Consider the following 23,159-nt stretch of genomic DNA (forward strand, 5'->3'; position numbering starts at 1 on the left):
GGCGCAGCGCGGGCACAGGCAGGCCATGCCACGGCGGTCAGGCGCAATGCGGGCCAGGGCCGCGGCACTGACGGGCGCCGTCCTGCACCAGCAGTCCACCTCGTAGGTTCCCACCCGGGCGGGCGCGCACTGGTTCGCCCCACCGCACAGGGGGCAGATGGCATTCGGCAGGGGCGTCATCGCAGGAATCATGGAGGCGCCCATCCTAACCGCCCACGCCCGACCACGGCCTGAGCCCATGCGCCGTCCATGCACCATGGCGATGCGGCGCGAATTTGCTGTATCGTGTCATAAATCTGTCATAAATCTTCGGAACAGGCATGAAACTTCGCACCCGGATCATCCTTCTGTGCTGCGCGGCACTGATGGGCCTGCTGGCGCTATCGGCCGTGGCACTGACCACGCTCTACCAGTCGATGATGCGGGAGCGCACCAATCAACTCTCAACCCTGGTCGTGCTCGCCCATGCGGCCGCGCAAAAAGCCTATGAGCTGGAAAAATCCGGTCAGCTCTCGCACGAAGACGCGCTGAAAGAGGCCAAACGCGCCATCGGGGCCTTCCACAAGAACGATCAATACTTCTTCGTTCGCGGCTACACCGACGACGTGAACTACGTACATCCGAACCCCAAGCGCGTTGGCATCGTCGACGCCAACGTGGGCCGGGCTGCTGGCGAGCGCTACCGGGCGGCGTTGCAGGGCAAGGTCATCGGCACCGTGGTGGCCAAGGGCACGCGCCCCGGGGTGAAGGAAGAAGTCGAAAAGCTCTACGCCATCATCAAGTTCGAGCCCTGGGACTGGATCATCGGCTACGGCGACTACATCGACGACATCCAGCAGGCCTTCTGGCGCAACACGATCATCCTGCTCTCGATCGGCACCGTGCTGATGCTGGTGATCGTGGCGCTGGCCTGGGACATGCTGCGCACGCTGGTACGCCAGCTCGGTGGCGAGCCGCAGTACGCGGCCGAGGTCGTCAAGCAGATCGCCGATGGCAACCTCGTGGTGGAGGTGCGCACACGGCCCGGTGATCAGACCAGCATCCTGGGCGCCATCCAGCTCATGCGAGACAACCTCGCGCGTCTGGTCCGCCAGGTGCGCGAAAGCACCGATTCCATCACCACCGCCTCGGCGGAAATCGCCGCGGGCAACGGCGATCTTTCGGCCCGCACCGAATCACAGGCCAGCGCGCTGGAAGAAACGGCGGCTTCGATGGAGGAACTGACCTCCACCGTGCAACAGAACGCCGACAACGCGCGGCGCGCCAACGAACTGGCCGTGTCGGCATCGGGCGTGGCGGCACGCGGCGGGCGGTGGTCGAACAGGTGGTGAGCACCATGGAGTCGATCAACGTCTCCTCGCGCAAGATCGTCGACATCATCAGCGTGATCGATGGCATCGCTTTCCAGACCAACATCCTGGCGCTGAACGCGGCGGTGGAAGCCGCGCGCGCGGGCGAGCAGGGTCGTGGTTTCGCCGTGGTGGCCAGCGAGGTGCGCAGCCTGGCAGGTCGCTCGGCCGAGGCCGCCAAGGAAATCAAACGCCTGATCGATGACTCCGTGAGCAAGGTCGGCGCGGGCACCGCCCTGGTGGAACAGGCCGGAGACACCATGCGCGAGATCGTCGAGGGCGTGCAACGCGTCACCCAGGTGGTGGCCGAGATCAGCGGAGCCAGCACCGAACAGAGCGCTGGCATCGCGCAGGTGAACCAGGCAATCTCGCAGATGGACCAGGGCACGCAACAGAACGCGGCGCTGGTGGAGGAGGCGCTGGCAGCCGCGCAATCGCTGCGCCAGCAGGCGCAGGCGCTGTCGCGCACGGTGGACCAGTTCCACGTCAGCGACTCGGCCGCGCTGCCGACCATTGCCATCGCCGGCGCGCTGCCTGCACCGCGCTGACCTCGTCGGCATTCGCTGCGGCGGCTGATGCCGGTGTGGGCCCGCCGCTGAAGCCGTTCAGCCTCAGCGCGGCGGCGGGATCGCGTAGCTGCCCACGGCATGGGCCACGGGCTCGTCCAGACCCTCGGAATACACGGTGGCCTCGCCCACGGCAAGCGTGCGCCCGACCTTGAGCAAGCGGCACACGCCGATCAGCGCGCGGTCGCCCGCGGGCTTGCGCAGGAAGTTGAAACTCAGCTGGGTCGTGACGATCATCGGCAACAGGCCCACTTCGGCCATGATGGCCACGTAGAGGGACACATCGGCCAGAGCCATCATGGTCGGCCCGGAAACGGTCCCCCCCGGGCGCAACTCCGCCACACCCACCTCGTGCCGCAGGGTGGCGCCTCTCTCGCTCAGGGACACGATGCGGCACGGCGCTTGGGGGAATTCCCTAGCCAGGAAGGCGGCCAGCTCGTCCTGGGTGGGTCGCACGGGCAAGGCCCCCTGCAGGGTGACCATGCAGGCCTTATTCGTGAATTTCCGGCTCGACCAGCCGCGCCAGTTGCTCCAGCGACTCCTGCCAGCCCAGGTAGCACATCTCGGTGGGAATCATCTCGGGAATACCGTCCTGCGTAGCCGTCACTTCCGTGCCGCAAGACACGACCCGGAGCACGATGGTCGTTGTCATCAGACCGGCCGGACCGGGGGCATCGAAGCGGTCCGTGTAGCGGATCTTCTGGTTCGGCACCAATTCCAGGTACTCGCCGCCAAAGGCATGACTTTGGCCCGTACCGAAATTCCTGAAGGCCATGCGGTAGCTACCGCCCACGCGTGCATCCATGTGTTCGACACTGCAGGTAAAGCCATAAGGCGGCAACCACTTGGCCAGGGCATCGGGTTCGAGGAAAGCGCGGTAAATGCGCTCGGGCGGCGCGCGCAGCACGCGTGCAGTTGTACGGTACCGGTTGCCATGGAAATCTCCCTTGGTCAGACCACTTGCAGGACACGCGCACCACGGTGCACGCGGGAAGGGATGGATGATAAGTCGGCACCGCGCACCCTGGCCGGGGCCTGCCCCAGGTCGCGGACTCATGCGCGCCGCAACAGGTGTGCGTGCACCGCCCCAGCTCTCAGGTGCCGATAGGGTACGAGGCCCAGCGGTGCCAATTGCTCGGCCGTCCATTCGGACGGTGCCTCAAGGTAGATGTAAGCGCCGGCCTTCACGACGCGCGCAGCGGCCCGCAAGGCGGGTTCGAACAGCGGGGCGTCAAAAGGCGGGTCCAGGAACACGAGGTCCAAGCTGGCCATCGACCAGGCAGACAGCGCGGCAACACCATCGCCTCGCCGCACCATGACCTGCACACCCGCGGCATCGGCCTTCAGGTGTTCCTTGATTTTCTGGAGCTGCGCGACCAGGGCCGTATCCTGCTCGACCAGGGTGACTTCCTTCGCGCCGCGAAGCCGCCTCAAACCCCAGCGCACCGCTGCCCGCGAAGACGTCGACGCAGCGCCAGCCCGTGAGATCCTGGCCCAGCCAATTGAACAGGGTCTCGCGCACGCGGTCGGGCGTGGGCCGTAAGCCGGGCTTGTCGGCGACAGGCAACTTGCTGCGCTTCCAGAGCCCGCCGATGATGCGCACTTCGTGCTTGCGGGGCTGCGCTGCCGGAGAGCGCGCCGCGGCGGGTTTGCCCTGCCGCATCACTTGCCGCCCAGCACCACGGTCACCATGCGGTCCGCCCGCAGCTTGCGCGCGAAAGCATTCCTGATGTCCGCCACCGTGACCTTGTTCACCTGCTCGGTCCAGCTGTCCAGATAGTCCAGCGGCAGGTCATGGGCCGCGATGTTGGCCAGGTTGTCGATCAGCTTGCGGTTGCTGTCGATGCGCAAGGCAAACCCACCGATCAGATTTGCCTTGGCCGCCTTGAGTTCGACCTCGGTGGGACCTTGGGCCAGGAATCGGGCCAACACCTCGCGCGCCACCTTCAGCGCCGCATCCGCCTGGTCGGGCCGGGTCTGGAGGCCGATGGTGAAACTGCCCGCGTGGGCGCCAGGATTGAAGTAGCTGTACACGCTGTAGCTCAGACCACGTTTCTCACGCACCTCCTCGGTCAGGCGCGAGACGAAGCCCCCACCGCCCAGGATGTAGTTGCCCACGGTCAGCGCGAAGTAATCCGGATCGTCCCGCTTGAAGCCGGGCTGCCCGATAAACACCTGGGCCTGCGCGGCGTCGAAGGGAATGCGGATGTCGGCGGCCTTGTCCAGAGACGCCACCTCGGGCACGGGTGGCAGGGACGGACAGTCCTTGGCGTCGCGACTCCTGGGCAGGCGCGCCAGCAACTGAGCCGTCAGTTCCTGCGCCTGCGCGCGTTGACTGCCCCGACGATGCTGACCTTGGCACGGCAGGCCAGGAAGGTGCGCGCATGCCAGGCCTGCATGTCGGCCACGGCAATGCGGGCGAGCGTCTCGTCCGTCATCGCCTGTCCGTAGGGGTGGGCACCGAACACCGCGCGCTGGTAGGCGCGCGAAGCCACGGTGGCCGGACGCGTGAGGGATTCCCTCAGCGCCGCCTGCATGCGTTCGCGCTCGCGCGTCCAGACCGCCTCGGGCCAGGCCGGTTCGGCCAGCACGCGAGCTGCGAGGGCTGCGGCGCGCTGCAGCAGGTCCGGATCGGTCAGGCTGCGCAGGGAGAAGCTCACCCGATCGGTGGTGTCATCGCCACCGAACATCGCACCCAGGTCGGCCCAAGCCTCGCCCAGGGCGTTTTCGTCGAGCGCAGGCTCGCGACCGCCCTTGCCCGACGATTCCCGCACCCCCTTGCCCATCATCAGGGTGCCGGCCTCCGCCAGGCCCGCGCGGTCCACCGGATCACGCCGACCGCCGCCATCGAATTCCAGCCGCACGTCGACCATGGGCACGGCCGGGCTTTCGACCAGCCAGACCTCGGCGCCCTGCCCCGGACCTTCCGGCTGGGTCCAGTGCTGGATCGGAATGGCGGCTTGGGCCGAGACCGCGGCCAGCCCACCGACCAGCGCCGCGAGAAGCAGCGCCGCGAATTTGTTCTGCATCATGTTCATGTTCCGTTCACGCCTGGGTTTGCGCCGGGTTGCATCGCTCGGTGGCACGCTCAGAAATCCCTGCCACCGCCCAGGCCTCCTCGGGGGCGCGCGCGCCGCTGCGGGTCCGCGGCAGCGGATGCAAGACGCCCACGGTCAATGTGTCCTCGCCGAAATAGCGCGTGGCGACGTTCTGCACCTGCTGGGAAGTGATGGTGCGCAGTTGGGCCAGCAGCCGGTCATCCGCGTCCAGCGGCAACCCCAGCATGGCGTTGGCGCCCAGCTTGCGCGCGCGTAGAACAGGGAGTCACGCTGGTAGACCTCGCTGGCCATCCACTGCGTCTTGACGCGCTGCAGCTCGGCCTCGCTGACACCCTCGCGCGATGCGCGCGATCTGCTCGCGCAAGGCCGTCTCCAGTTCGGTCGGGGTCCTTCCGGCCGCGGGCGAACCATCCAGCACAAAGAGTTGCGGGCCGCGGCCCATCAGGCCATTGCTCGCACCGGCGGTGTCAGCCACGCGCTTGGCATTGCTGCCCTGGCCCTGCACCAGAGCGCGCTGCAGGCGCGCACCGTCGTAGCCATCCAGCACGGCGGCGAGCACCGTCAGGGCCATCGCGTCCCAGTCCTCCGCCGTGGGCGCGACCACGTTGCGCAAGCCCGGCACCTTCCAGGCCAAGGCCACGTAGGCCTGTTCCGCGGGTGCCTTGACTTCCACGCGCTTCACCCCCGCCTGCGATGGCTCGACGCGCGGCTTGCGCTCGGGCAGGGCACGCGTGGGCAAGCCGCCGTAATACTGCTCGGCCCAGCGTCGCACTTGCGGCACCTTCACGTCACCGGCCACCACCACCACGGCGTTGGCAGGCAGGTACCAGTCACGGTGGAAGGCGCGCACGTCGTCCGGGCGCAGATTGTCCAGATCATTCATCCAGCCCACGATGGGACGCCGGTAAGGCGAGGCCACGAAGGCCGTGGCTTCCAACGTCTCGTAGAGCAGCGCACGCGGCTCGTCCTCGGTGCGCATGCGCCGCTCTTCCTTGACCACCTCGATTTCCTTGGCGAATTCGCTGTCGGGCCAACGGTTGTGGGCGAAGCGGTCGGCTTCGAGTTTCATCACATCTTCCAGGCGTCCCGCGGGATCTGCTGGAAGTAGCCTGTGTAATCGCTGGCGGTGAACGCGTTCTCGCGCCCGCCCAGGGCGGCGACGCGGCGCGAGAACTCGCCCGCGGCCGTGCCACCCGCCGCCGATTGCGTGCCCTTGAACATCATGTGCTCCAGCACATGGGCCACGCCACTCTTGCCATCCACCTCGTCCATGCTGCCCGCGCGCACCCAGAGCATGTGGACGGCGGTCGGCGCGCGCCGGTCCACCTGCACGATCAGAGTCATCCCGTTGGCCAGGGTGAATTGCTGGGGTTTGGCATTGATGGCCGTTTGGGCCGGATGTTGCGCCTGGGCTCCCGTCCAGGACACCAGCAAGGCGAAAAAACAGATGAATAGGCGTTTCATAGAATGCGACATTGTAGGAATGCCCTTCATGTTCAGTATCTTCAGAAGCAAATCGTCGACCGGAGTTCATTCCCAGCCCACGCCCCCCGCCTCGCAGAGTCAGCCCCGCGAGGGCTGGCTCGGAAATTGCGTGCGGGCCTGCGCAAGACGGGCAGTGGCATCGCCACGGTGTTCACTGGAACGCGCATCGACGACGCGCTCTATGAACAACTGGAGGAGGCGCTGCTAATGGCCGATGCAGGCGTCAAGGCTACACAGTATTTACTCGACGATTTAAAACGCCGTGTAAAGGAAAGCAAAGCCACCGAGCCCGCCTCGGTCAAGGCCTTGCTGGTCGACGCGCTGGCCGAATTGCTCGCGCCACTGGAGCAAACCCTGAGCGTGGGCACGCACAAGCCGACCGTGATCATGGTCGCGGGTGTGAACGGCGCCGGCAAGACCACCAGCATCGGCAAGCTCACCCACCACCTCGCCGAAGCAGGTGCCAGCGTGCTGCTGGCGGCGGCTGACACCTTCCGCGCCGCGGCACGCGAGCAACTCATGGTCTGGGCCGACCGCAACCGCCAGGGCACGGGCAGCGTGGACATCGTGCACCAGGCCGGCGGAGATCCGGCCTCGGTCTGCTTCGACGCCGTCAGCGCGGGCAAGGCGCGTGGCAAGGACGTGGTGCTGGTGGACACGGCGGGCCGCCTTCCCACGCAGCTGCACCTGATGGAAGAGCTCAGGAAGATCAAGCGCGTGGTGCAGAAAGCCGATGAAACGGCCCCCCATGAAGTCCTGCTCGTCATCGATGGCAACACCGGTCAGAACGCGCTGGCGCAGGTGCAGTCCTTCGACGAAACGCTGGGCCTGACCGGCCTCATCGTCACCAAGCTCGATGGCACGGCCAAGGGCGGCGTGCTGGCGGCGATTGCGCTGCTGTCGCGCGAGCGGCCTCTCCCCGTCTATTTCATCGGCGTGGGCGAGCAGATCGACGAGCTTGAGACCTTCAGCGCGCGGGAATTCGCACAGGCGCTGCTGGACTGATGGGGCTCACTTGCCAGCGGCAGGCTGCCCTGCTGAATGGACGCCGAGCGCCCCGGAAAGCGCGCCATCAACTGCTGGGGCGCAGATGTTTGCGCGCCAAGGCCAGAAAAGCCATCGCCGCAGGACTCAACGGTTGCTTGGCCAGCCGGATCGCCACGACAGGAAACTCCAGCACCGGCCTGGCGATGGGGACGGCACGCAGGTCTGGCGGCATCAGCCGTGCCACATAACGCGGCAAGAGAGCCAGACCCATCCCGGCCTGCATCATTCCGAATGCGGTGCTCAACATGGCGACGTGCTGCACCACCTGCGGGTACACATTGGCCACGGCACTCAACTCACGGCTGATGGCGCGCCAGACCACGGCATCCGGGTTCACATGCACCATGGGCAACCCATCCAGATCACGGCCTTGCACGCTGGCGCGACCCGCCAAGGCGTGGTCCTGTCGCATGAACAGGGCCATGCGTTCGGTGAAGAGCCGCTCCGTGGCGAGGTCGGAATGCATGTTCCCGATGTCTGACCCCAGCGCCAGATCGACCTCCCGCGACAGGACCATGGACACCATTTGTGCCGCTGTGCTGTCGTGCACCGTGGCCACCAGCTGCGGGTAAGCCGCAGAAAAACGCGCCAGCAGCGCGGGCAGCAACGCCCCGGCGGTCAGGTGCCCCACCGCAACCATCACGCGGCCTTCTTTCAATTGCGCCTGCGAGCGGCAGGAACGCACCGTTTCGTCCATCATCCGCAACGCGCGCTGCGCGGTATCCGCCAGCAACTGGCCCGCATCGGTGAGTCGGATACGCCGGCCCCGCACCACCAGAGGCTGCCCCACTCGCGTTCCATGCGCTTGACCAGATGACTCACGGCCGGTTGAGTCAAGCCCAAGGCATCGGCGGCGAGCGTGAAACTGCCCGTCTGGGCAATGGCCACCAGGGCTCGAAATTGTTGCAGTGACACTTCGTCGTTGGGAATCGGCAGGCTCTTCATGACGTGACGTCATAGTGGAAATAAATCTGATTATCTGTTTTGATGTGCCAACGAAGCCTAGAGTGCCCCAAGTCTGAGGCGTTCACCCCAGCGTTTTAGTTTGCTCACTTGCAAGGAAGAGAACCATGATCCGTCGCATCTCCTTCTGCGCGGCTTGGCGCCGCGCTGGCGTTGGGCGCCGTTTGCGCCCCTGACCCTGGCCCAGTCCGCCAAGCCCATCCGCCTGGTGGTCCCTTCCCTGCGGGCGGTGCCACCGACCTGTTCGCGCGCACGCTGTCGCAAAAAATGGGGGAGAAACTGGGCACCACCATCGTGATCGACAACAAGCCGGGCGCCGGTGGCAGCCTGGGTTTCGGACTTGGTCGCCCGCGCACCGGCCGATGGCTTGACACTGCTGCTGGCGACGACCAGCACGCACTCTATTGGACCGGCCCTGGGCGGCAAGCTGCCCTACGACACGGTGCGTGACTTCACGCCGATCGCGCATGTGGGCAATGCGCCCAGCATCATGTTGGTGCCCAATGATTCCCCGGCCAAGACCGTCAAGGAATGGATCGAGTACGCCAGGAAAAATCCCAACCAGCTGAACTATGCCTCCAGCGGCAACGGCACCATCGTCCAGTTGACGGCCGAACTGTTCAAGGCGCAGGCGGGACTGCAGGTGACCCATGTCCCCTACAAGGGCACGGCGCTGGCCATACCCCGACTTGATCAGCGGTCAAGTTCAGGTGATGTTTGATTCGTTGCCGACAGGCATGCCCCATGTTCGCGATGGACGCCTGCGCGCACTTGGCGTCACCACGCTCAAGCGCAGCCCCCTCGCGCCCGACCTGCCCCCGTGGCCGACACGCTCCCGGGCTTCGAGTCGAACACCTGGTTCGGCCTGTACGGCCCCAGGGACTTGCCGGCCGAGGTCGTCACCCGCGTGAACACCGCCGCGAATCAGGCGCTGAATGATGCCGAGGTGCGCGCCAAGCTCACCACGCTGGGCATCGAACCGGTCAACAGCACCCCGCAGCAATTCAGCAAGATGGTGGCGGCCGACCTCGCCAAGTGGAAGCAGATCATCGTCGAGCGCAAGATCGTCAACGAATAGTCCCCTTCCTGCAAACGGAAAGTCATGCAGTTCAACTACCACAACCCCTACCTCTCCACCCGCATTCCGGTTTTCGCGCGTAACGTCGTCTCCACCTCGCATCCGTTGGCGGCGCAAGCGGGTCTGCGCGTCCTGCAGCAAGGTGGCAACGCGGTGGATGCAGCGATTGCCACCGCCGCGGTGATGACGTTGGTGGAACCGTGAGCAATGGTCTGGGCAGTGATGCGTTCTGCATTTTGTGGGATGGACAGCAGTTGCACGGTCTCAATGCCTCAGGCCAAGCACCACAGGCCTGGACCGTCGAGTACTTCAAGGCCAAGTGCGGGACAAGCGCCGCCACGCCGCCCATGCGCGGCATCGACTCCGTGACCGTCCCCGGCGCAGTGCGCGGTTGGGTGGCTCTGAGTGAGCGCTTCGGCAAGCTGCCCTTTGGCGACCTGATGGCGCCCGCCATCGAAGTGGCCGAACGAGGTTATCTGGTCCCCCCGGTCGTGCAACAGAAGTGGGCCGCTGCCACGCCTCTGCTGAGGGACATCGCGGGCTTTGCCGACACTTTCCTGCCTTGGGGCCGCGCTCCGGAAATTGGCGAATTGTTCCGCTTCCCGACGGCGGCGCGCGCGCTCAAGGCCATCGCCGCGACACGCGGAGATGCCCTCTACGAAGGGGAGATCGCCGAAGCCCTGGTTGCGTATGCCCGGGCACAGGGCGGCGCCATGACGCTGCGTGACCTGTCCTCCTATCGGCCTGAGTGGGTAGAGCCTATCGCCCGCGATTACCGGGGCTACACCCTGCACGAAATTCCGCCCAACGGCCAGGGTATCGCCGCATTGATCGCGCTGGGCATCCTGGAACAGTTTGACGTGGCGAGTCTGCCAGTGGACTCGGCGGCGTCTCAGCATCTGCAGATCGAGGCCATGAAGCTCGCTTTTGCCGATGTCTATCACTACGTGTCTGACCCCTCGACCATGACGGTCACGCCAGCGCAGATGCTGGACGACGCCTACCTGGCATCGCGCGCCCGCATGATTGACCCGCGCCGCGCGCAGAACTTCGCGGCGGGCAACCCGGTCAAAGGCGGCACCATCTACCTCACGGCAGCCGACGAGAACGGGATGATGGTCAGCTTCATCCAAAGCAACTACATGGGCTTTGGTTCAGGCTGCGTGGAACCCACCTACGGCATCAGCCTGCAGAATCGGGGACACGGCTTCAGCCTCCAAGCCGACAGCCCCAATGTCGTGGCCCCTGGCAAGCGTCCGTTCCACACCATCATCCCGGCGTTCCTGACCAAGGACGGTCAACCGGTGATGAGCTACGGCGTCATGGGCGGCAATATGCAACCTCAGGGGCACATGCAGACCCTGGTCCGCATGCTGGACTATCACCAGGGACTCCAAGCCGCCTGCGATGCCCCGCGCTGGCGTTTCAACAAAGGACTGAACATCAATGTGGAGGCGGCGATGCAGGCCAGCACCCTGCAAGGTCTGCAGGACCTGGGCCATGAAATCGACGTGATCCATGACTCCTACCAGGACTTTGGCGCCGGGCAGTTCATTTGGCGTCTTGGTGATCCGGCCGTCGAGGGCTATGTGGCGGCCAGCGACCCGCGCCGCGACGGCTTGGCCGCTGGCTATTGAGATCGGCACGGCACCATCATCGACCCCCGTTGGCATTACGCCGAGGTACCGAAACCCGGTGCAACACGGCATCCGCCGTGGTCGACCGAACCGAGGGCGGCCCGTCAAACGAGTCGCTTGGCGAAATGCTGGTCATCCGGCGTTGCATGCCGATCTGTCACTTCATGATCCACCAGCGTTTCACGGACATGCAGCAGTTTTTTTGTCCGTGCGTTCCTCAGCGCTGTCCACAGCGCCGTCCAAGGCTTCGATCAAGGTTGTGATCGTGCTGTCGTCACGAATGGTGTGTCGATCGTAGTTGCCTGACTTGAGATCCAACATGGCGCCGTTGCGTGCCCTGGCGTAACTGGCATCCAGGCGCTCATGCCGCGTCTGGACAATGGACGCATCCTTTTCGCGGCGATGAATCTGCATCTTGGTCTGTTGGCTGATGGCGTAGCTCACCTCGCCCTCTTCACTCAGAACCCCGCGGGCGTTGTTGCGCGTGAATTTGCCACTGAAGCTGGCTTCGAAGTCTGGCAGTCCTGTCAGCAGCGGCTGAATTTGGTCCGTCAAACCGTACCCCAGCAACGCCATGGCATCAGCGATGCCTGCCACGCCTTTCCCAGCTTGGGATTCGGCGATGCCGAGCATTTGCTCAAAGCCGCTCTTGAACATGTTCACCAGCGTTTCGTCGGCATGGCTGCGACTGGCGGCGGCGTCAATCTGCTGCAGGTATTGCGCGATAGCGGCCTGGCGCTGGGTCACGCTGCCCCGCAGCAGCGGGGCAGCGTCCAGGCGCATCTGCATCTCGCCCAGCGGGCCCTTGTACGCCAGTGTGTTTTTGTCTACCCCCAGACGGAGTGAGAAGGAATCGTACAGGGCCGTTTTTTGCGCGGCGGGGGTTTCGATGTCCAGACTCAAACTTGAAAATACGCTGCGGTCATAGTTCATCAGACCCGACAGATTCATCTCCGGCGCATCCGACCGACCCAAGCCCGCCAAGGCCTCATCCAGGCCACCAGCAAGCGCGGCCAAAGCCTTGCGCTCTGCATCACTCAGCGCCCCGGAACTGCTGACCGCGACCTGCACTCCCGGGATGCCGCCACCTGACTTGTTCACGGCAATCTGTAGATCCACGGTCTGACCCGAGCGAGTCTTGACCTGGAAATGGGCCGTGGCCGCTCCAAGTCTCACGCTGCTGTACTGATCGTCCAGGGGCAGTCTGGGGTCCACGTTTGCCAGAAACGTCTGGCGGTATTGCGGCGGCGTGGAAGTCAACGTCGCCAGGTGTGACAAGAGCGCACCGCCCAGGTCACGCCACTGGTTGACGAAATCACGCGGCTGGCTGCGCCCAAAATTGTGAGCCATCAGGTCACTGATGACGTCTCCCGGTGCCGAGGCCCACGCCTGTTCCGACTGCGTCGAGGCGCCCAGCACGCTGGCCTGGGCACTGGAGTCCGTCCACGCTGCGACGTTGAGGGCTTGCAGATGCTGGTACGTGTTGTCAGCGGGGACTTCCCCGCCCAGCGCCTGTTCACGCCGGATGACCGATGGCATTGAAACCGCAAGCCCATGGGCAAGACCGCTGGCATTGACCCGGGGCACGACGGCACGACTGGCCTCGCTGCCCTGGCGCAGTCGCAGGGCCTCCGGATTGAGATGGATGCTGGTGCTCTGATTCGTCAGACCTGACGCGGAAACTGTGGTCACGGGGCCCGCCCCTCCTGGTTTGGTGTTGTCCACTGGAGGCTTTTAAGCCGTGCTTCGTTTATCGACAGAATCAACTGAACATTGAGCCCTGCGGCACAGCGGGTGCCGGCTGAAACCCAGGCACAATCAACGCGGCGCTTACCTGAAGCTCTCCTGAGGCCCCGCTTGACCGACATTCCCATCCTCATCCTTGGAGCCGCCCTGGGCGGGCTCGTGCAAGGCATCTCGGGCTCCAACTTCGGCATGACTTCCACCGCGATCTGGGCCTGGTTTCTCGCGCCGCAACTGACCGCCGTGCTGTCCCTGTGCGGTTCGCTCACCGGACAGATTCAGGCCGCCTTCACCTTGCGACGCAGCTGGCAGTGGCGGCGCATCCTGCCTTTTCTGGCGGGTGGATTGGCGGGCATTCCTCTGGGCGTGATGTTGCTGCCGCAACTGGACGTGGGCCTCTTCAAGACCGCGCTGGGTGGCCTGCTGGTGATCGCTTGCCCGGCCTTGCTCCTCGCCCCCAATCTGCCACGCATCCACCACGGCGGACGCATCGCGGACGGTCTGAGTGGGTTGGGGGGCGGCATTCTGGGCGGACTGGGCGGCTACACGGGCATCCTTCCCACGCTCTGGGGAACGCTGCGCGGATGGCCGAAGGACGAACTGCGCGCCCTGGTGCAGAACTTCAACCTCGGCATCCAGCTGGTCACGCTGGTCGCCTATCTGGCGCGCGGACTGATCACCCGCGCCACGCTGCCTTCGCTGGCCCTGCTCATCCCCGTGGTGCTGCTCAGTTCCTGGCTGGGCACGCGGCTCTACCTGGGCCTGAGCGAGGCACGCTTTCGGCAGATCGTGCTGCTCCTGCTCACGGTCTCGGGCGCAGCCCTGCTAGTGTCTGGGCTGACGCAGCTGCTCGCACGCTGAAAGACCGAAACGTGGTCGCAACCCGTGTTGCCCGGGGCCGAGTCCTCAGGGCGCACGCCTGGCGGCGTGGTAGCGACCCGTGCCCCGCGTGAGGACCTGATCTACAGCCAGAACCTCACCAGGCTCCAGCTCGGGCTCGGTCACGACCCGCGCGTACAAAGGCGCGAAGTCGATGTTGGCCAAGCCCAGCAATTCATCGAAGTCGGGGATGACAAAATAGCTTTCCTGGAAATCGTCGATGCGGTAGCGCGTGCGCATGACACGCGCCAGATCGAAACGCAGGCGATTGGGTGAGGCATCCTCGACGCTGAAACAGGTCTCCGTGTACGAAGACACGATGCCCGCGCCATAGATGCGCAGGCCGTTCGGCTGCTGCACCAGGCCGAATTCCACGGTGTACCAGTAGACGCGGGCCAGCTTGTCGAGCATGCCCAGGCTTTGGGCCCGCAGCCCCCTTCGCCGTAAGCCTGGATGTAATCGGCGATGACCGGGTTCATCAGCATGGGCACATGGCCGAAGACATCGTGAAAGACATCCGGCTCTTCCAGGTAGTCCAGCTCATGCGGCTTGCGGATGAACTGGCCGGCGGGGAAACGCCGGTGCGCCAGATGTTCGAAGAACACCTCGTCGGGCACCAGGCCTGGCACCGCCACCACTTCCCAGCCGGTCTTGCGGCGCAGTACCTGGGACATCTGCTCGAAATCGGGAATGCGGTCCGCGCGGAAGGGCAGGTCTCGCAGGCCCCGGACGAACTCATCACAGGCGCGGCCAGGCAAGAGACGCGACTGCCGCTCGAACAGCGCGGCCCAGACCGCATGCTCCTGCGGTGTGTAGTGCTGCCAGCCTTGATCGATGGTCCAGTCGGGGCGTTCGGGCCTGTGTCCCAAACCTGCCGCCAGACCGTGCTTGCCGGATGCCGGAGCAGTTTGCATGGCGTGGCTCCCGGCTAGTGGGCAGCGGACAACAAGGTCGCCGCGCAACGGTCCATGTAGCGGGCCATCTCGATGTCTTTCATCGACAGGCCCTGGACGTCGTGGGTGGTCATCACGACCGACACCCGGTTGTAGACATTGAACCACTCGGGATGGTGGTTGTGCTTCTCGGCCACCAGGGCCACCTGGGCCATGAAGCCGAAGGCTTGCGTGAAATCCGCGAAGCGGAACTCCCGGGCAATCAAGCCACCGCGCTCGGCGCGATGCGTCCACTCGGGCAAGGTGGCCAATTCGGCGCGCAACGGCGCCTCGTCAAGTTTCACGGAATGGTCGGACATGCTGCAGGCTCCAGAAATCGAATGACCCAAACCGGCTGACACCGTGAAAAAGTGGCGCCAGCCCAGAAGAAAAAAGGTCAATTCGGCGGTGCGCAGGGCACGCCACGCACGCTGCGCGCGAGGTGTTCGCCGATGATGCTGAAAGCCTGCGTCATGGTTGCAGAGCGGGTCCGTCGTGGTGCTGCCCCAGGCGTATCGCAAGGGCTGGTGCATTATCAGCGCCGCGCGCCAAGACGCCGCCTTGGGTAAACCCTGGACCGGCCTCGCCCGACATATGGCGCAGAGTCAACCCAAAGTCAGCGCACGACCAGACGCCCCGCACCCTCGTCCGTCACACGACCGATTTCGGCAGCAGCGTCAAAGCCCTGCCGACGGAAGGTCTCCAGCACCTGGGGCACGGCCTCGGGCGCGCAACTCACCAGCAGGCCGCCGCTGGTCTGCGGATCGCTCAGCAAGGCCCGGTCCACGGCCGCGAAATCCGCAGGCAAGCTCACGGATGCACCATAGCCGGCCCAGTTGCGACCCGACGCACCGGTCACGAAACCTTGCGCGGCCAGATCACGCACGCCCGGCAGCAGAGGCACCTGGGACCAATCTATTTCCACGGTACGCCCGGCGCCGCGCGCCAGCTCCAGCCCATGGCCGGCGAGGCCAAAACCCGTCACATCGGTCAGGGCGTGCACGCCCTCGATCGCCGCCAGCTCGGGGCCGGGGGTGTTCAGGCGCGTGGTCGTGTCGATCATGCGCGCGTAGCCCGCCGCATCGAGCTGTTCCTTCTTGAGCGCGGCGGACAGAATGCCCACACCCAGGGGCTTGCCCAGGACCAAGCGATCCCCCGCCCGGGCATCCGCATTGCGCTTGACACGGCCGGGGTGCACCAGGCCCAGGGCCACCAGTCCGTAAATCGGCTCCACCGAATCGATGGTGTGGCCGCCCGCGATCGGGATACCGGCCGCCTTGCAGACGGCCTGGCCACCGTCGAGGATGCGACCGATGGTCGCCGTGGACAGCACGTTGATGGGCATGCCCACCAGGGCCAGCGCGAGGATGGGCCGCCCGCCCATGGCGTAGACGTCGCTGATGGCGTTGGTCGCGGCGATGCGCCCGAAATCGAACGGGTCATCGACGATGGGCATGAAGAAATCGGTGGTGGCGATCAACGCCTGCTCATCGTTGAGCCAGTAGACCGCCGCGTCGTCGGCCGTCTCGATGCCCACCAGCAGCTCGGGCGGCACCGGCAGGCCACTGCTGCTTTTCAGGATGTCGGACAGCACGCCCGGCGCGATCTTGCAGCCGCAGCCGCCGCCGTGGGACAGGGAGGTCAGGCGGGGCTCGGCGCCCCGGGACAGGTCAGGGGTGGAAGTCATGGCAGCCATGGCTATCATTGTGCCCTGCATAAGAGGTTTGCCCCCGGACCCATCCCACTTCAGGAGACCGCCATGACCACGCTTGCCCAGGACAACCACGACGGCGCCACGCGCCGCGTCGATCAGTTGCTCGCCCACTATGGCGAAAGCCACCGCAACCCGGCCAACGAGCTGATCCACTACGCCGCCATTCCGCTCATCATGCTCAGCATCGTGGGCCTGATCTTCGCCATCCACCCGCTGGCGGCTTATGCCTTCATCGGGGCCAGCCTGATCTATTACATCCGCCTGTCGCGCCTGTTCACCCTGGCCATGGCGGCCATCTCGGCCATCGGCCTGGTGCTGGTGCACCTGATGGGCGACTACCGCGTCGCCATCTGTGCCAGCATCTTCGTCGTGGCCTGGATCTTCCAGTTCATCGGCCATCGCATCGAAGGCAAGAAGCCCTCCTTCTTCGAGGACGTGCAATACCTCTGGGTTGGCCCGCTCTTCGTGCTCAGCCACCTGTTTCTCAAGCGCGGCCTGCGCTGGTAAGTTCCCTGCATGAGCTGGCACGCCGCGCTGCGACTCGACTACACGCTTGAAAACAGCCGCAGCGTGGCGCGTTATCGCCACGACGGACCGCTGCGCATCCTGCAAAGCCTGTACCCCGAGGGTGACGCGATCTGCCACAACGTGCTGGTTCACCCGCCCGGCGGCCTGGTCGGCGGTGACACGCTGGACATCCAGCTCTCGGTCGCCGCAGGTGCGCACGGATTGGTCACCACCCCCGGCGCCACACGCTTCTACCGCAGCACCGGTGATGCCGCCGCCCAGCGAGTCCACGCCCGCGTCGACGACGGCGCGAGGCTGGAATGGCTACCGCTCGAAGCCCTGGCCTACCCGCAATGCCAAGCCGAGAACAAGGCCGTGTTCGACCTGGCCCCAGGCGCGGAACTGATCGGCTGGGACGTGACGGCACTGGGTCTGCCCGCCGCGGACCAGGCCTTCACCCAAGGCCGTTTCTCGCAGCACCTGGAAATCCAGAACCTGAACGGCTTGCACCATGAGGCGCGCACGCCGGTCTGGCTGGAACAAGGCCGCATCGACGCGACCGATACACGCTTGATGGACGGACCGCTGGGCCTGGCGGGCCACCGCTGCCTGGGCACGCTGTTTTTTGCCTCGGGCACGGTCATCACACGGGTCCGGCGTGAGGCGACCTTGGACGCGGTGCGTGCCGCGTTGGAATCGCGCGTAACGTCCGGCGATGCGTCACCCGACACGCCTCCCCTCGTGGCCGGCGCGACCAGCCCCCATCCCCAAGTGCTGGCCGTGCGGGTGCTGAGCCCGCTGGTGGAGCCCGCGCTGAACCTGCTCAAGCGCCTGCGTGGCGTCTTGCGGCACGAACTCTGGCAACTGGAAGCCACGTCGCCGAGGACTTGGGCACTTTAAGAGACGCTTTCCAACGCACCCGCCGAAACGCAACGCCGAACCACGGCTCGACACGAACCACACCATGACCGAAGCCCTCATCCTCCAGGACCCCGCGCAAGGCGGTGGCACGAAAGCCGCGCAATTGATCCTGCTGCTGCACGGCGTGGGCAGCAACGCGCAGAGCATGGTCGGCTTGGGACAGGCCTATGCGCGTTCGTTTCCAAATGCCATGGTCGTGGCCTTGAACGCGCCCGAACCTTTCATGCCCGGCACGCAAGTCCAGCTCGCGGGCCATCAATGGTTCTCCATCCACGGGGTGACGGAAGACAACCGCCCCGCGCGCGTGACGCAAGCCCTGCCCGCCTTCGAGGCCCTGGTGCGTCACTGGCAGCAGCGCAGCGGCGTGGACGCGGCCGGCACGGCGCTGGTCGGATTCTCGCAAGGCGCCATCATGGCCCTGGCCGCGGCGATGCAGCCTGAGCCCGTGGCGGCCCGCACCATCGCCATCGCGGGGCGCTTCGCAGCGCTGCCTGAGGCGCCGCCTCACGAAAGCTGCACCATCCACCTGCTGCACGGCAAGAGCGATGCAGTGATGCCCTACCGCCATGCCATCGAAGGGGCCCTGCGCCTCAAGGAATTCGGCGCCGACTTCACCGCCGACGTGCTGCCCTTCATCGGCCACGAACTGCACCCGGACCTGATCGAGCTGGCGGTGGAAAAGCTGGCTCAACACATCCCCGCTCGGCTGTGGTTGAAGCCTGGGGAGGGGGATGATGTGGGAGAAGGACAAAAGTCAGAATGACCTTGTTTTCCAGCTCAATGGGAATGTGACTTGGAAGTAGCGCCACCATTGAATTCATTCAATGCGACGGCCAAGCAAACGATCCCCCAGAAAACCGGGTATTCATAGCCACCCGTGTTCCAAGTCCAACCGAAGCCTTTCACCATTTGAAGGGCGTATACGGCAACCGCCAACGCTCCAGCAGCACCCAAGGCCGCAAAGCGTGTGCAGATCCCGAAAAGCAAGGCAAGCCCAGTTCCCACCTCAACCATCGCGGCCAAGATCACCCAGAACTCCGGTGGCGCAAAGCCCGCTTTGGCAAAAAAGCCAACCGTTCCAGGATTCAATGCACCAGCGGCAAATTTGCTTGCCGCATGAGGGAACATAAAAACACCACAAATGATGCGAAGAATGTTCCAAGGATTGGTCAGATTGAAGCTTGCAGCACGGATTAAAAAATCCTTCTTGGTGATTCCTAGCATGATGTTTTTCCTTTCGTAGATCACGTCTCATCCTATTCTTTGTAGAGGTCATGATTCGAGCAGGCCCAGTGACTCCATTGATTCAAATCAATCAAAGAGTCCGTCCGTCATGAACGTGAACCTAGAAAAATCCAGTCGCTCACCATGCAAAGGATGAGATGGATCAAGGTTGGTAACGCCTTCTCGCAAAAAACGTCGCAACACGCTCTCTGCGATTGAGACAAGGGCATTGAACTTCTCTGAGACCGACACCTGACTTGCTCCATTCCGCCCATTTGAAGCAAGGATCGGTGACACCTTGGCCTTTGAAATATCGGGCCAGCTTGTCCAATGAGGCCGCCTGACCCACAGCTTTAAGCTGGCATGCTTCTGGATTCAGCGTGACGAGGCAAAAAAAAAGCCGGTCGGAAACCCGGCCGGCTTTTTTGAGAAGGCGAACCCGCTTACTGCTTGATGGCTTCCACCTGCACCAGCAGCTTCACTTCCTTGGGAAAGCCCCAATTCAGGCCGAAGTCGATGCCGTAAGCGCTGCGGTCGATGATGGTCTCGAAATCGCCACCGCAGGCTTCACGCTTGAGCATGGGGTTCATGTAGCAGTTGAACTTGCTGGCCTTGAGCGTGACGGGTTGGGTCTTGCCCACCAGGGTCAGGGTGCCGGCGATCTCGCTGACCTTGTCGCCGTTGAAGCTGAATTTGTCGGCGGTGAACTTGGCCGTCGGGAATTTTTCGGCGTTGAAGAAGTCCGGGCTTTGCAGGTGCTTGTCAAAGGCCGAGGTGCCGGTGCTGATGGAGGTCATGTCGATGGTGATCTCGACGCTGCCCTTCTTGGCGGCCTTGTCCAGCTTGACCGAACCGTCCTTCTTGTCGAAGCGGCCACGGTTGGTCGTGGTGCCCATGTGGTCGATCTCGAAGGTCACGAAGGTGTGGGTCGGGTCAATGCTGTAGGTAGCAGACTGGGCCTGGGCGGCGCCAGCGGCGGCCAGGGTCAGACCGACGAGAGTGGCGACGGTGATCTTGCGCATGAGGGAACTCCTGTGAAACAGCAAGGGTTGAGAAAAAAAGAATCGAAACGGCAGATGCGGCGAAAAGCCGGTGTCAAAGCTTGCCTACGCCAGTCAGCGCCAGCTTGAACTTGACCTGGACTTCGTCCGCCACCATGGAAGTGTCGGACCACTGGTTCTCGCCGATGGCGTAGGCCAGGCGCTTGATCGTGAACACACCGGTGGCGGTGGTCGTGCCACTGGCTTGCGTCAGCGTCACCGGCACCGTGACCGGGTTGGCGCGGCCCTTGATCGTGAGTTGACCCGCCACCTCGTACTTGCCCGCGCCCAAGGCCTTGATGGCCGTGGACTGGAAGCGGGCCTGTGGGAAGCCCGGCACGTTGAACCACACGGCCTTGGGCAGTTCAGCATCCGCCTCGGGCACGCCCAGCGTGGCACTGGCCATGTCCACCGTGAAGGCGATCTTGCTGGTCTGAGGCTTGGCAGGGTCGAAGGCGATCTGGGCGTCGAATTTCTTGAAGTAGCCCTCCACGGGCACGCCCATCTGCTTGCTGACGAAGATGATTTCGCTTTGCGCGGGCAGCAGTTTTTGCTGGGCCTGGGCCGGCAGGGACAGGCTGGCGAGGACGGACAGCGCCAGCAGCAGGCTCCCCGTGAAAAGGCGGCGGATGAAATGCATGATCGGAAGGACTCCAGCTAAAAAATCAGGAACGGCCAAACCACATGCGGCCGATCAGGCCATCACGGTCCAGCCACTGGTGCTTCAAGGCCGCCACCACGTGCAGCAGCACGAACAGGGCCATCAGGTAGGCGCCGATTTCATGCGCTTCCTTGAGGGTCTTGGCCAGGGCGGCGTCCTTGCCCACGAAATCGGGCAAAGGCAGCACGCCGAACAGCACGATGGAAAAACCCGTGGCCGAGCTGTAAGCCCAGCCCAGCAGGGGCACCGCAAAAAACAGGAGGTACAGCGCGACGTGCGTGCCATGGTGGGCCAGGCGCTGCCAGGTCGGCATGGCCTGCGCGATGCCCGGCGGCAAGGCAGGCGCGGGGCGGATCAGCCGCCAGGACAGGCGCAGGAAGGAGAGCGCCAACACCAGGATGCCCACCCACTTGTGCCAGTTGAACAACTTGAGCCGCTGCGGGGAAAAAGGCAGGTCGGCCATGTACACCCCCAGGGAGAACAGGCCGATCAAGACCAGGCCCAAAGTCCAGTGCAGGACGATGGCCAGACCGTTGTAACGCGCGGCTGCGGGAATGGCAGAAGAGGAGGAGGTATTCATGGCAATGGCTGGGCATTCTAGGAAGCCCGCTTTATCCCCAGGATGAGCAGGCTTGTCGGCTGGATTCAAATTTTTTGCTTGCCAACCCGGTGCAGGGCCTTTCCCCTCTGGCACCGTTTTTGCACTTGCCCCGGGGCTTGGCCCGGTGTTCGCCACGCGCGGCCCCGGTTCGCTGGCTTCCTGTTCCCCTTGTTCTTTGTCTTCCCCTTTGCTGAAAGGCACTTCCATGAGTGAAACAACAACAGCCGCGGCTTCCGGCGGCGGTGTCACCTACCAATCGGTGGACAGCAGCTACTTCGAAAAACGCGGCCTGCGCCGCTACGCGGGCGTGGCCTCCCTGTGGGCGCTGGGCGTGGGCGCGGTGATCTCCGGCCATTTCTCAGGCTGGAACTTCGGCTTGGGGGCGGGCGGCTGGGGCGGCATGCTGATCGCCACGGTCTTCATCGCCATCATGTACCTGGGTCTGACTTTCTCCATCGCCGAGATGAGCCCGGCCTTGCCCCACACTGGCGCGGCCTACTCCTTCGCCCGCTCCACCATGGGGCCCTGGGGCGGTTTCATCACCGGACTGTGCGAGAACGTGGAGTACGTCATCACACCGGCCGTGATCGTGTTCTTCATCGGCTCCTACCTGGGCTCCATCTTCGGCACGCCGGAGAGCTTCCAGCCGGTGTACTGGATCGGCGGCTACATCGTCTTCGTGGGCCTGAACGTCGTCGGCGTGGAGCTGTCCTTCAAGGTCACGCTGGTGGTCACACTGCTGGCCCTGGCCTGCCTGGTGGGCTTCTGGTTCAGCGCCATCCCCAACATGGACTTCACCCGCTGGGCGCTCAATATCGGCGTGGGCGCCGATGGCGCGCCGGTGGAACTGGCCGGGGGCGGGGGCAGCTTCCTGCCCTTCGGCTTTCATGGCGCGCTGGCGGCCATGCCGTTCGCGGTGTGGCTCTTCCTGGCCATCGAGCAGTTGCCCCTGGCGGCCGAAGAATCGGTTGACCCGAAGCGCGACATGCCGCGCGGCATCATCCTGGGCATCATCACGCTGATCGTCTCGGCCTTCATGATCCTGCTGCTGAACTCCTCGGTGGCCAAGGGTTCCTTCGCGCTCGCCACCTCGGGTGAACCGCTGCTGGACGGCTTTCGCGCGATTTACGGCGACGGCATCGCCAAGATCCTGGCGCTGATCGCCGTGATCGGCCTGATCGCCAGCTTCCACACCATCATCTACGCCCAGGGTCGGCAGATCTACTCGCTCTCGCGCGCCGGCTACTTCCCGCGCGCGTTGTCCATCACGCACGGTACGCGCAAGACGCCGCACCTGGCCATGGTGGCTGGCGCGGTGGTGGCGCTGATCGTGATGTGCGTGATCTGGTACGGCGTGGAGAACAGCGCCGGCATCATCGGCGGCACGCTGCTCAACATGGCGGTGTTCGGCGCGATGATTTCCTACATCATGCAGGCCCTGTCCTTCATCTTGCTGCGCAAGAAGTTCCCGAACATCGCGCGCCCCTACAAGAGCCCCTTCGGCGTTGTTGGCGCGGCCCTGACCATGCTGATCGCTCTGGTCACCATCTACTTCCAACTCTCCGACCCGGTCTACCGCGCGGGCGTGATCGGCGTGGCAATCTGGTTCGCGATCGGCATCATCTACTTCGCGCTGGTCGGGCGCCACAAGCTGGTACTGTCACCCGAGGAAGAATTCGCCCGCTCCAAGGGCACGGCGGAATACAAATCCCTCTGAGACAGAACGAGACAAAACGCGCCGAAGCCGCAGGGC

General features: G+C 64.5%; 15 protein-coding genes and 10 pseudogenes. 9 read left to right on the forward strand and 16 right to left on the reverse strand.

Annotated features, from left to right (window positions below; translation table 11 throughout):
- Positions 1-12 precede the first annotated feature (12 nt).
- Positions 13-258, reverse strand: a pseudogene (locus DW355_RS17940) (cysteine-rich CWC family protein); the annotation flags it as partial.
- A gap of 62 nt (positions 259-320) precedes the next feature.
- Between DW355_RS17940 and DW355_RS00010 the strand changes: the two are divergent.
- Positions 321-1,897: pseudogene (locus tag DW355_RS00010) on the forward strand (methyl-accepting chemotaxis protein).
- 63 nt (positions 1,898-1,960) lie between these two features.
- Here DW355_RS00010 and DW355_RS00015 read toward each other — a convergent pair.
- The 5 genes and pseudogenes from DW355_RS00015 to DW355_RS00035 form a co-directional block, all read right to left on the reverse strand.
- The gene (locus tag DW355_RS00015; protein ID WP_131276696.1) at positions 1,961-2,398 is read right to left on the reverse strand and encodes a PaaI family thioesterase; all 438 of its coding nucleotides are present in this window, start codon (positions 2,396-2,398) and stop codon (positions 1,961-1,963) included.
- Between the two features lie 7 nt (positions 2,399-2,405).
- A pseudogene (locus DW355_RS00020) lies at positions 2,406-2,851 on the reverse strand (SRPBCC family protein).
- Positions 2,852-2,968: 117 nt separating this feature from the next.
- Positions 2,969-3,578: pseudogene (rsmD, locus tag DW355_RS00025) on the reverse strand (16S rRNA (guanine(966)-N(2))-methyltransferase RsmD).
- Positions 3,578-4,953: pseudogene (locus tag DW355_RS00030) on the reverse strand (M16 family metallopeptidase). Before DW355_RS00030 ends, rsmD begins: the two co-directional pseudogenes overlap by 1 nt.
- Before the next feature lie 7 nt (positions 4,954-4,960).
- A pseudogene (locus DW355_RS00035) lies at positions 4,961-6,438 on the reverse strand (M16 family metallopeptidase).
- A gap of 28 nt (positions 6,439-6,466) precedes the next feature.
- On the opposite strand from DW355_RS00035, the pseudogene ftsY reads away from it, so the two are divergent.
- Positions 6,467-7,464, forward strand: a pseudogene (gene ftsY / locus DW355_RS00040) (signal recognition particle-docking protein FtsY).
- 67 nt (positions 7,465-7,531) lie between these two features.
- On the opposite strand, the gene DW355_RS00045 reads toward ftsY, so the two are convergent.
- Together DW355_RS00045 and DW355_RS17945 are read right to left on the reverse strand one after the other, a co-directional pair.
- Positions 7,532-8,296 (reverse strand): LysR substrate-binding domain-containing protein, encoded by a 765-nt coding sequence (locus DW355_RS00045; RefSeq protein WP_242671259.1) that lies wholly within the window; start codon positions 8,294-8,296, stop codon positions 7,532-7,534.
- Positions 8,203-8,451, reverse strand: coding sequence for a helix-turn-helix domain-containing protein (locus tag DW355_RS17945; RefSeq protein WP_242671260.1), 249 nt, complete (start codon positions 8,449-8,451; stop codon positions 8,203-8,205). The genes DW355_RS00045 and DW355_RS17945 overlap by 94 nt, the downstream gene beginning before the upstream one ends.
- Positions 8,452-8,788: 337 nt before the next feature.
- Between DW355_RS17945 and DW355_RS00050 the strand changes: the two are divergent.
- Together DW355_RS00050 and DW355_RS00055 are read left to right on the forward strand one after the other, a co-directional pair.
- A pseudogene (locus tag DW355_RS00050) lies at positions 8,789-9,547 on the forward strand (Bug family tripartite tricarboxylate transporter substrate binding protein).
- Positions 9,548-9,571: 24 nt separating this feature from the next.
- Positions 9,572-11,184 (forward strand): annotated as a pseudogene (locus DW355_RS00055) (gamma-glutamyltransferase family protein).
- 180 nt (positions 11,185-11,364) lie between these two features.
- Here the strand turns inward: DW355_RS00055 and DW355_RS00060 are convergent.
- Positions 11,365-12,876 (reverse strand): hypothetical protein, encoded by a 1,512-nt coding sequence (locus tag DW355_RS00060; protein WP_131276703.1) that lies wholly within the window; start codon positions 12,874-12,876, stop codon positions 11,365-11,367.
- Positions 12,877-13,041: 165 nt separating this feature from the next.
- Between DW355_RS00060 and DW355_RS00065 the strand changes: the two genes are divergently transcribed.
- A complete protein-coding gene (locus tag DW355_RS00065) occupies positions 13,042-13,788 on the forward strand; it encodes a sulfite exporter TauE/SafE family protein (protein ID WP_131276706.1) in 747 nt (248 codons plus the stop codon).
- A gap of 45 nt (positions 13,789-13,833) precedes the next feature.
- Here the strand turns inward: DW355_RS00065 and phhA are convergent.
- The 3 genes and pseudogenes from phhA to selD all read right to left on the reverse strand — a co-directional run bounded on the left by phhA (position 13,834) and on the right by selD (position 16,434).
- Positions 13,834-14,720: pseudogene (gene phhA / locus DW355_RS00070) on the reverse strand (phenylalanine 4-monooxygenase).
- A gap of 14 nt (positions 14,721-14,734) precedes the next feature.
- A complete protein-coding gene (locus tag DW355_RS00075) occupies positions 14,735-15,058 on the reverse strand; it encodes a 4a-hydroxytetrahydrobiopterin dehydratase (protein WP_131276709.1) in 324 nt (107 codons plus the stop codon).
- A 296-nt stretch (positions 15,059-15,354) separates the two neighbouring features.
- Positions 15,355-16,434 carry a selenide, water dikinase SelD gene (gene selD / locus DW355_RS00080; protein WP_207388043.1) on the reverse strand — a complete coding sequence of 360 codons (1,080 nt, stop codon included), beginning with the start codon at positions 16,432-16,434 and terminating at the stop codon, positions 15,355-15,357.
- 63 nt (positions 16,435-16,497) lie between these two features.
- Between selD and DW355_RS00085 the strand changes: the two genes are divergently transcribed.
- From DW355_RS00085 to ypfH, 3 genes are all read left to right on the forward strand, one after another.
- Positions 16,498-16,959, forward strand: a complete 462-nt coding sequence (locus DW355_RS00085; protein WP_131276712.1) for a DUF962 domain-containing protein — start codon at positions 16,498-16,500, stop codon at positions 16,957-16,959.
- Positions 16,960-16,968: 9 nt separating this feature from the next.
- On the forward strand, positions 16,969-17,859 hold the full coding sequence (locus DW355_RS00090) for an urease accessory protein UreD (RefSeq protein ID WP_131276714.1): 891 nt from the start codon (positions 16,969-16,971) through the stop codon (positions 17,857-17,859).
- 64 nt (positions 17,860-17,923) lie between these two features.
- Positions 17,924-18,643: an esterase gene (gene ypfH / locus DW355_RS00095; RefSeq protein ID WP_131276716.1), complete on the forward strand. Its 720-nt coding sequence runs from the start codon at positions 17,924-17,926 to the stop codon at positions 18,641-18,643.
- A gap of 14 nt (positions 18,644-18,657) precedes the next feature.
- Here the strand turns inward: ypfH and DW355_RS00100 are convergent, their stop codons facing one another.
- The 4 genes from DW355_RS00100 to DW355_RS00115 all read right to left on the reverse strand — a co-directional run bounded on the left by DW355_RS00100 (position 18,658) and on the right by DW355_RS00115 (position 21,385).
- Complete coding sequence (locus DW355_RS00100) at positions 18,658-19,104, reverse strand: DoxX family protein (RefSeq protein WP_131276719.1); 447 nt, start codon at positions 19,102-19,104, stop codon at positions 18,658-18,660.
- Positions 19,105-19,547: 443 nt separating this feature from the next.
- Positions 19,548-20,126, reverse strand: a complete 579-nt coding sequence (locus DW355_RS00105) for a YceI family protein (protein WP_131276721.1) — start codon at positions 20,124-20,126, stop codon at positions 19,548-19,550.
- Positions 20,127-20,199: 73 nt separating this feature from the next.
- Positions 20,200-20,784 (reverse strand): YceI family protein, encoded by a 585-nt coding sequence (locus tag DW355_RS00110; RefSeq protein WP_131276724.1) that lies wholly within the window; start codon positions 20,782-20,784, stop codon positions 20,200-20,202.
- Positions 20,785-20,809: 25 nt separating this feature from the next.
- Entirely contained in the window at positions 20,810-21,385 is a 576-nt protein-coding gene (locus tag DW355_RS00115) for a cytochrome b (protein WP_131276726.1), read from the reverse strand.
- A 226-nt stretch (positions 21,386-21,611) separates the two neighbouring features.
- Between DW355_RS00115 and DW355_RS00120 the strand changes: the two genes are divergently transcribed.
- Positions 21,612-23,123, forward strand: coding sequence for an amino acid permease (locus DW355_RS00120; protein WP_131276729.1), 1,512 nt, complete (start codon positions 21,612-21,614; stop codon positions 23,121-23,123).
- Positions 23,124-23,159: the final 36 nt, after the last annotated feature.

Origin of the sequence: Hylemonella gracilis (assembly GCF_004328645.1) — a bacterium.
Classification (GTDB): domain Bacteria; phylum Pseudomonadota; class Gammaproteobacteria; order Burkholderiales; family Burkholderiaceae_C; genus Hylemonella; species Hylemonella gracilis_B.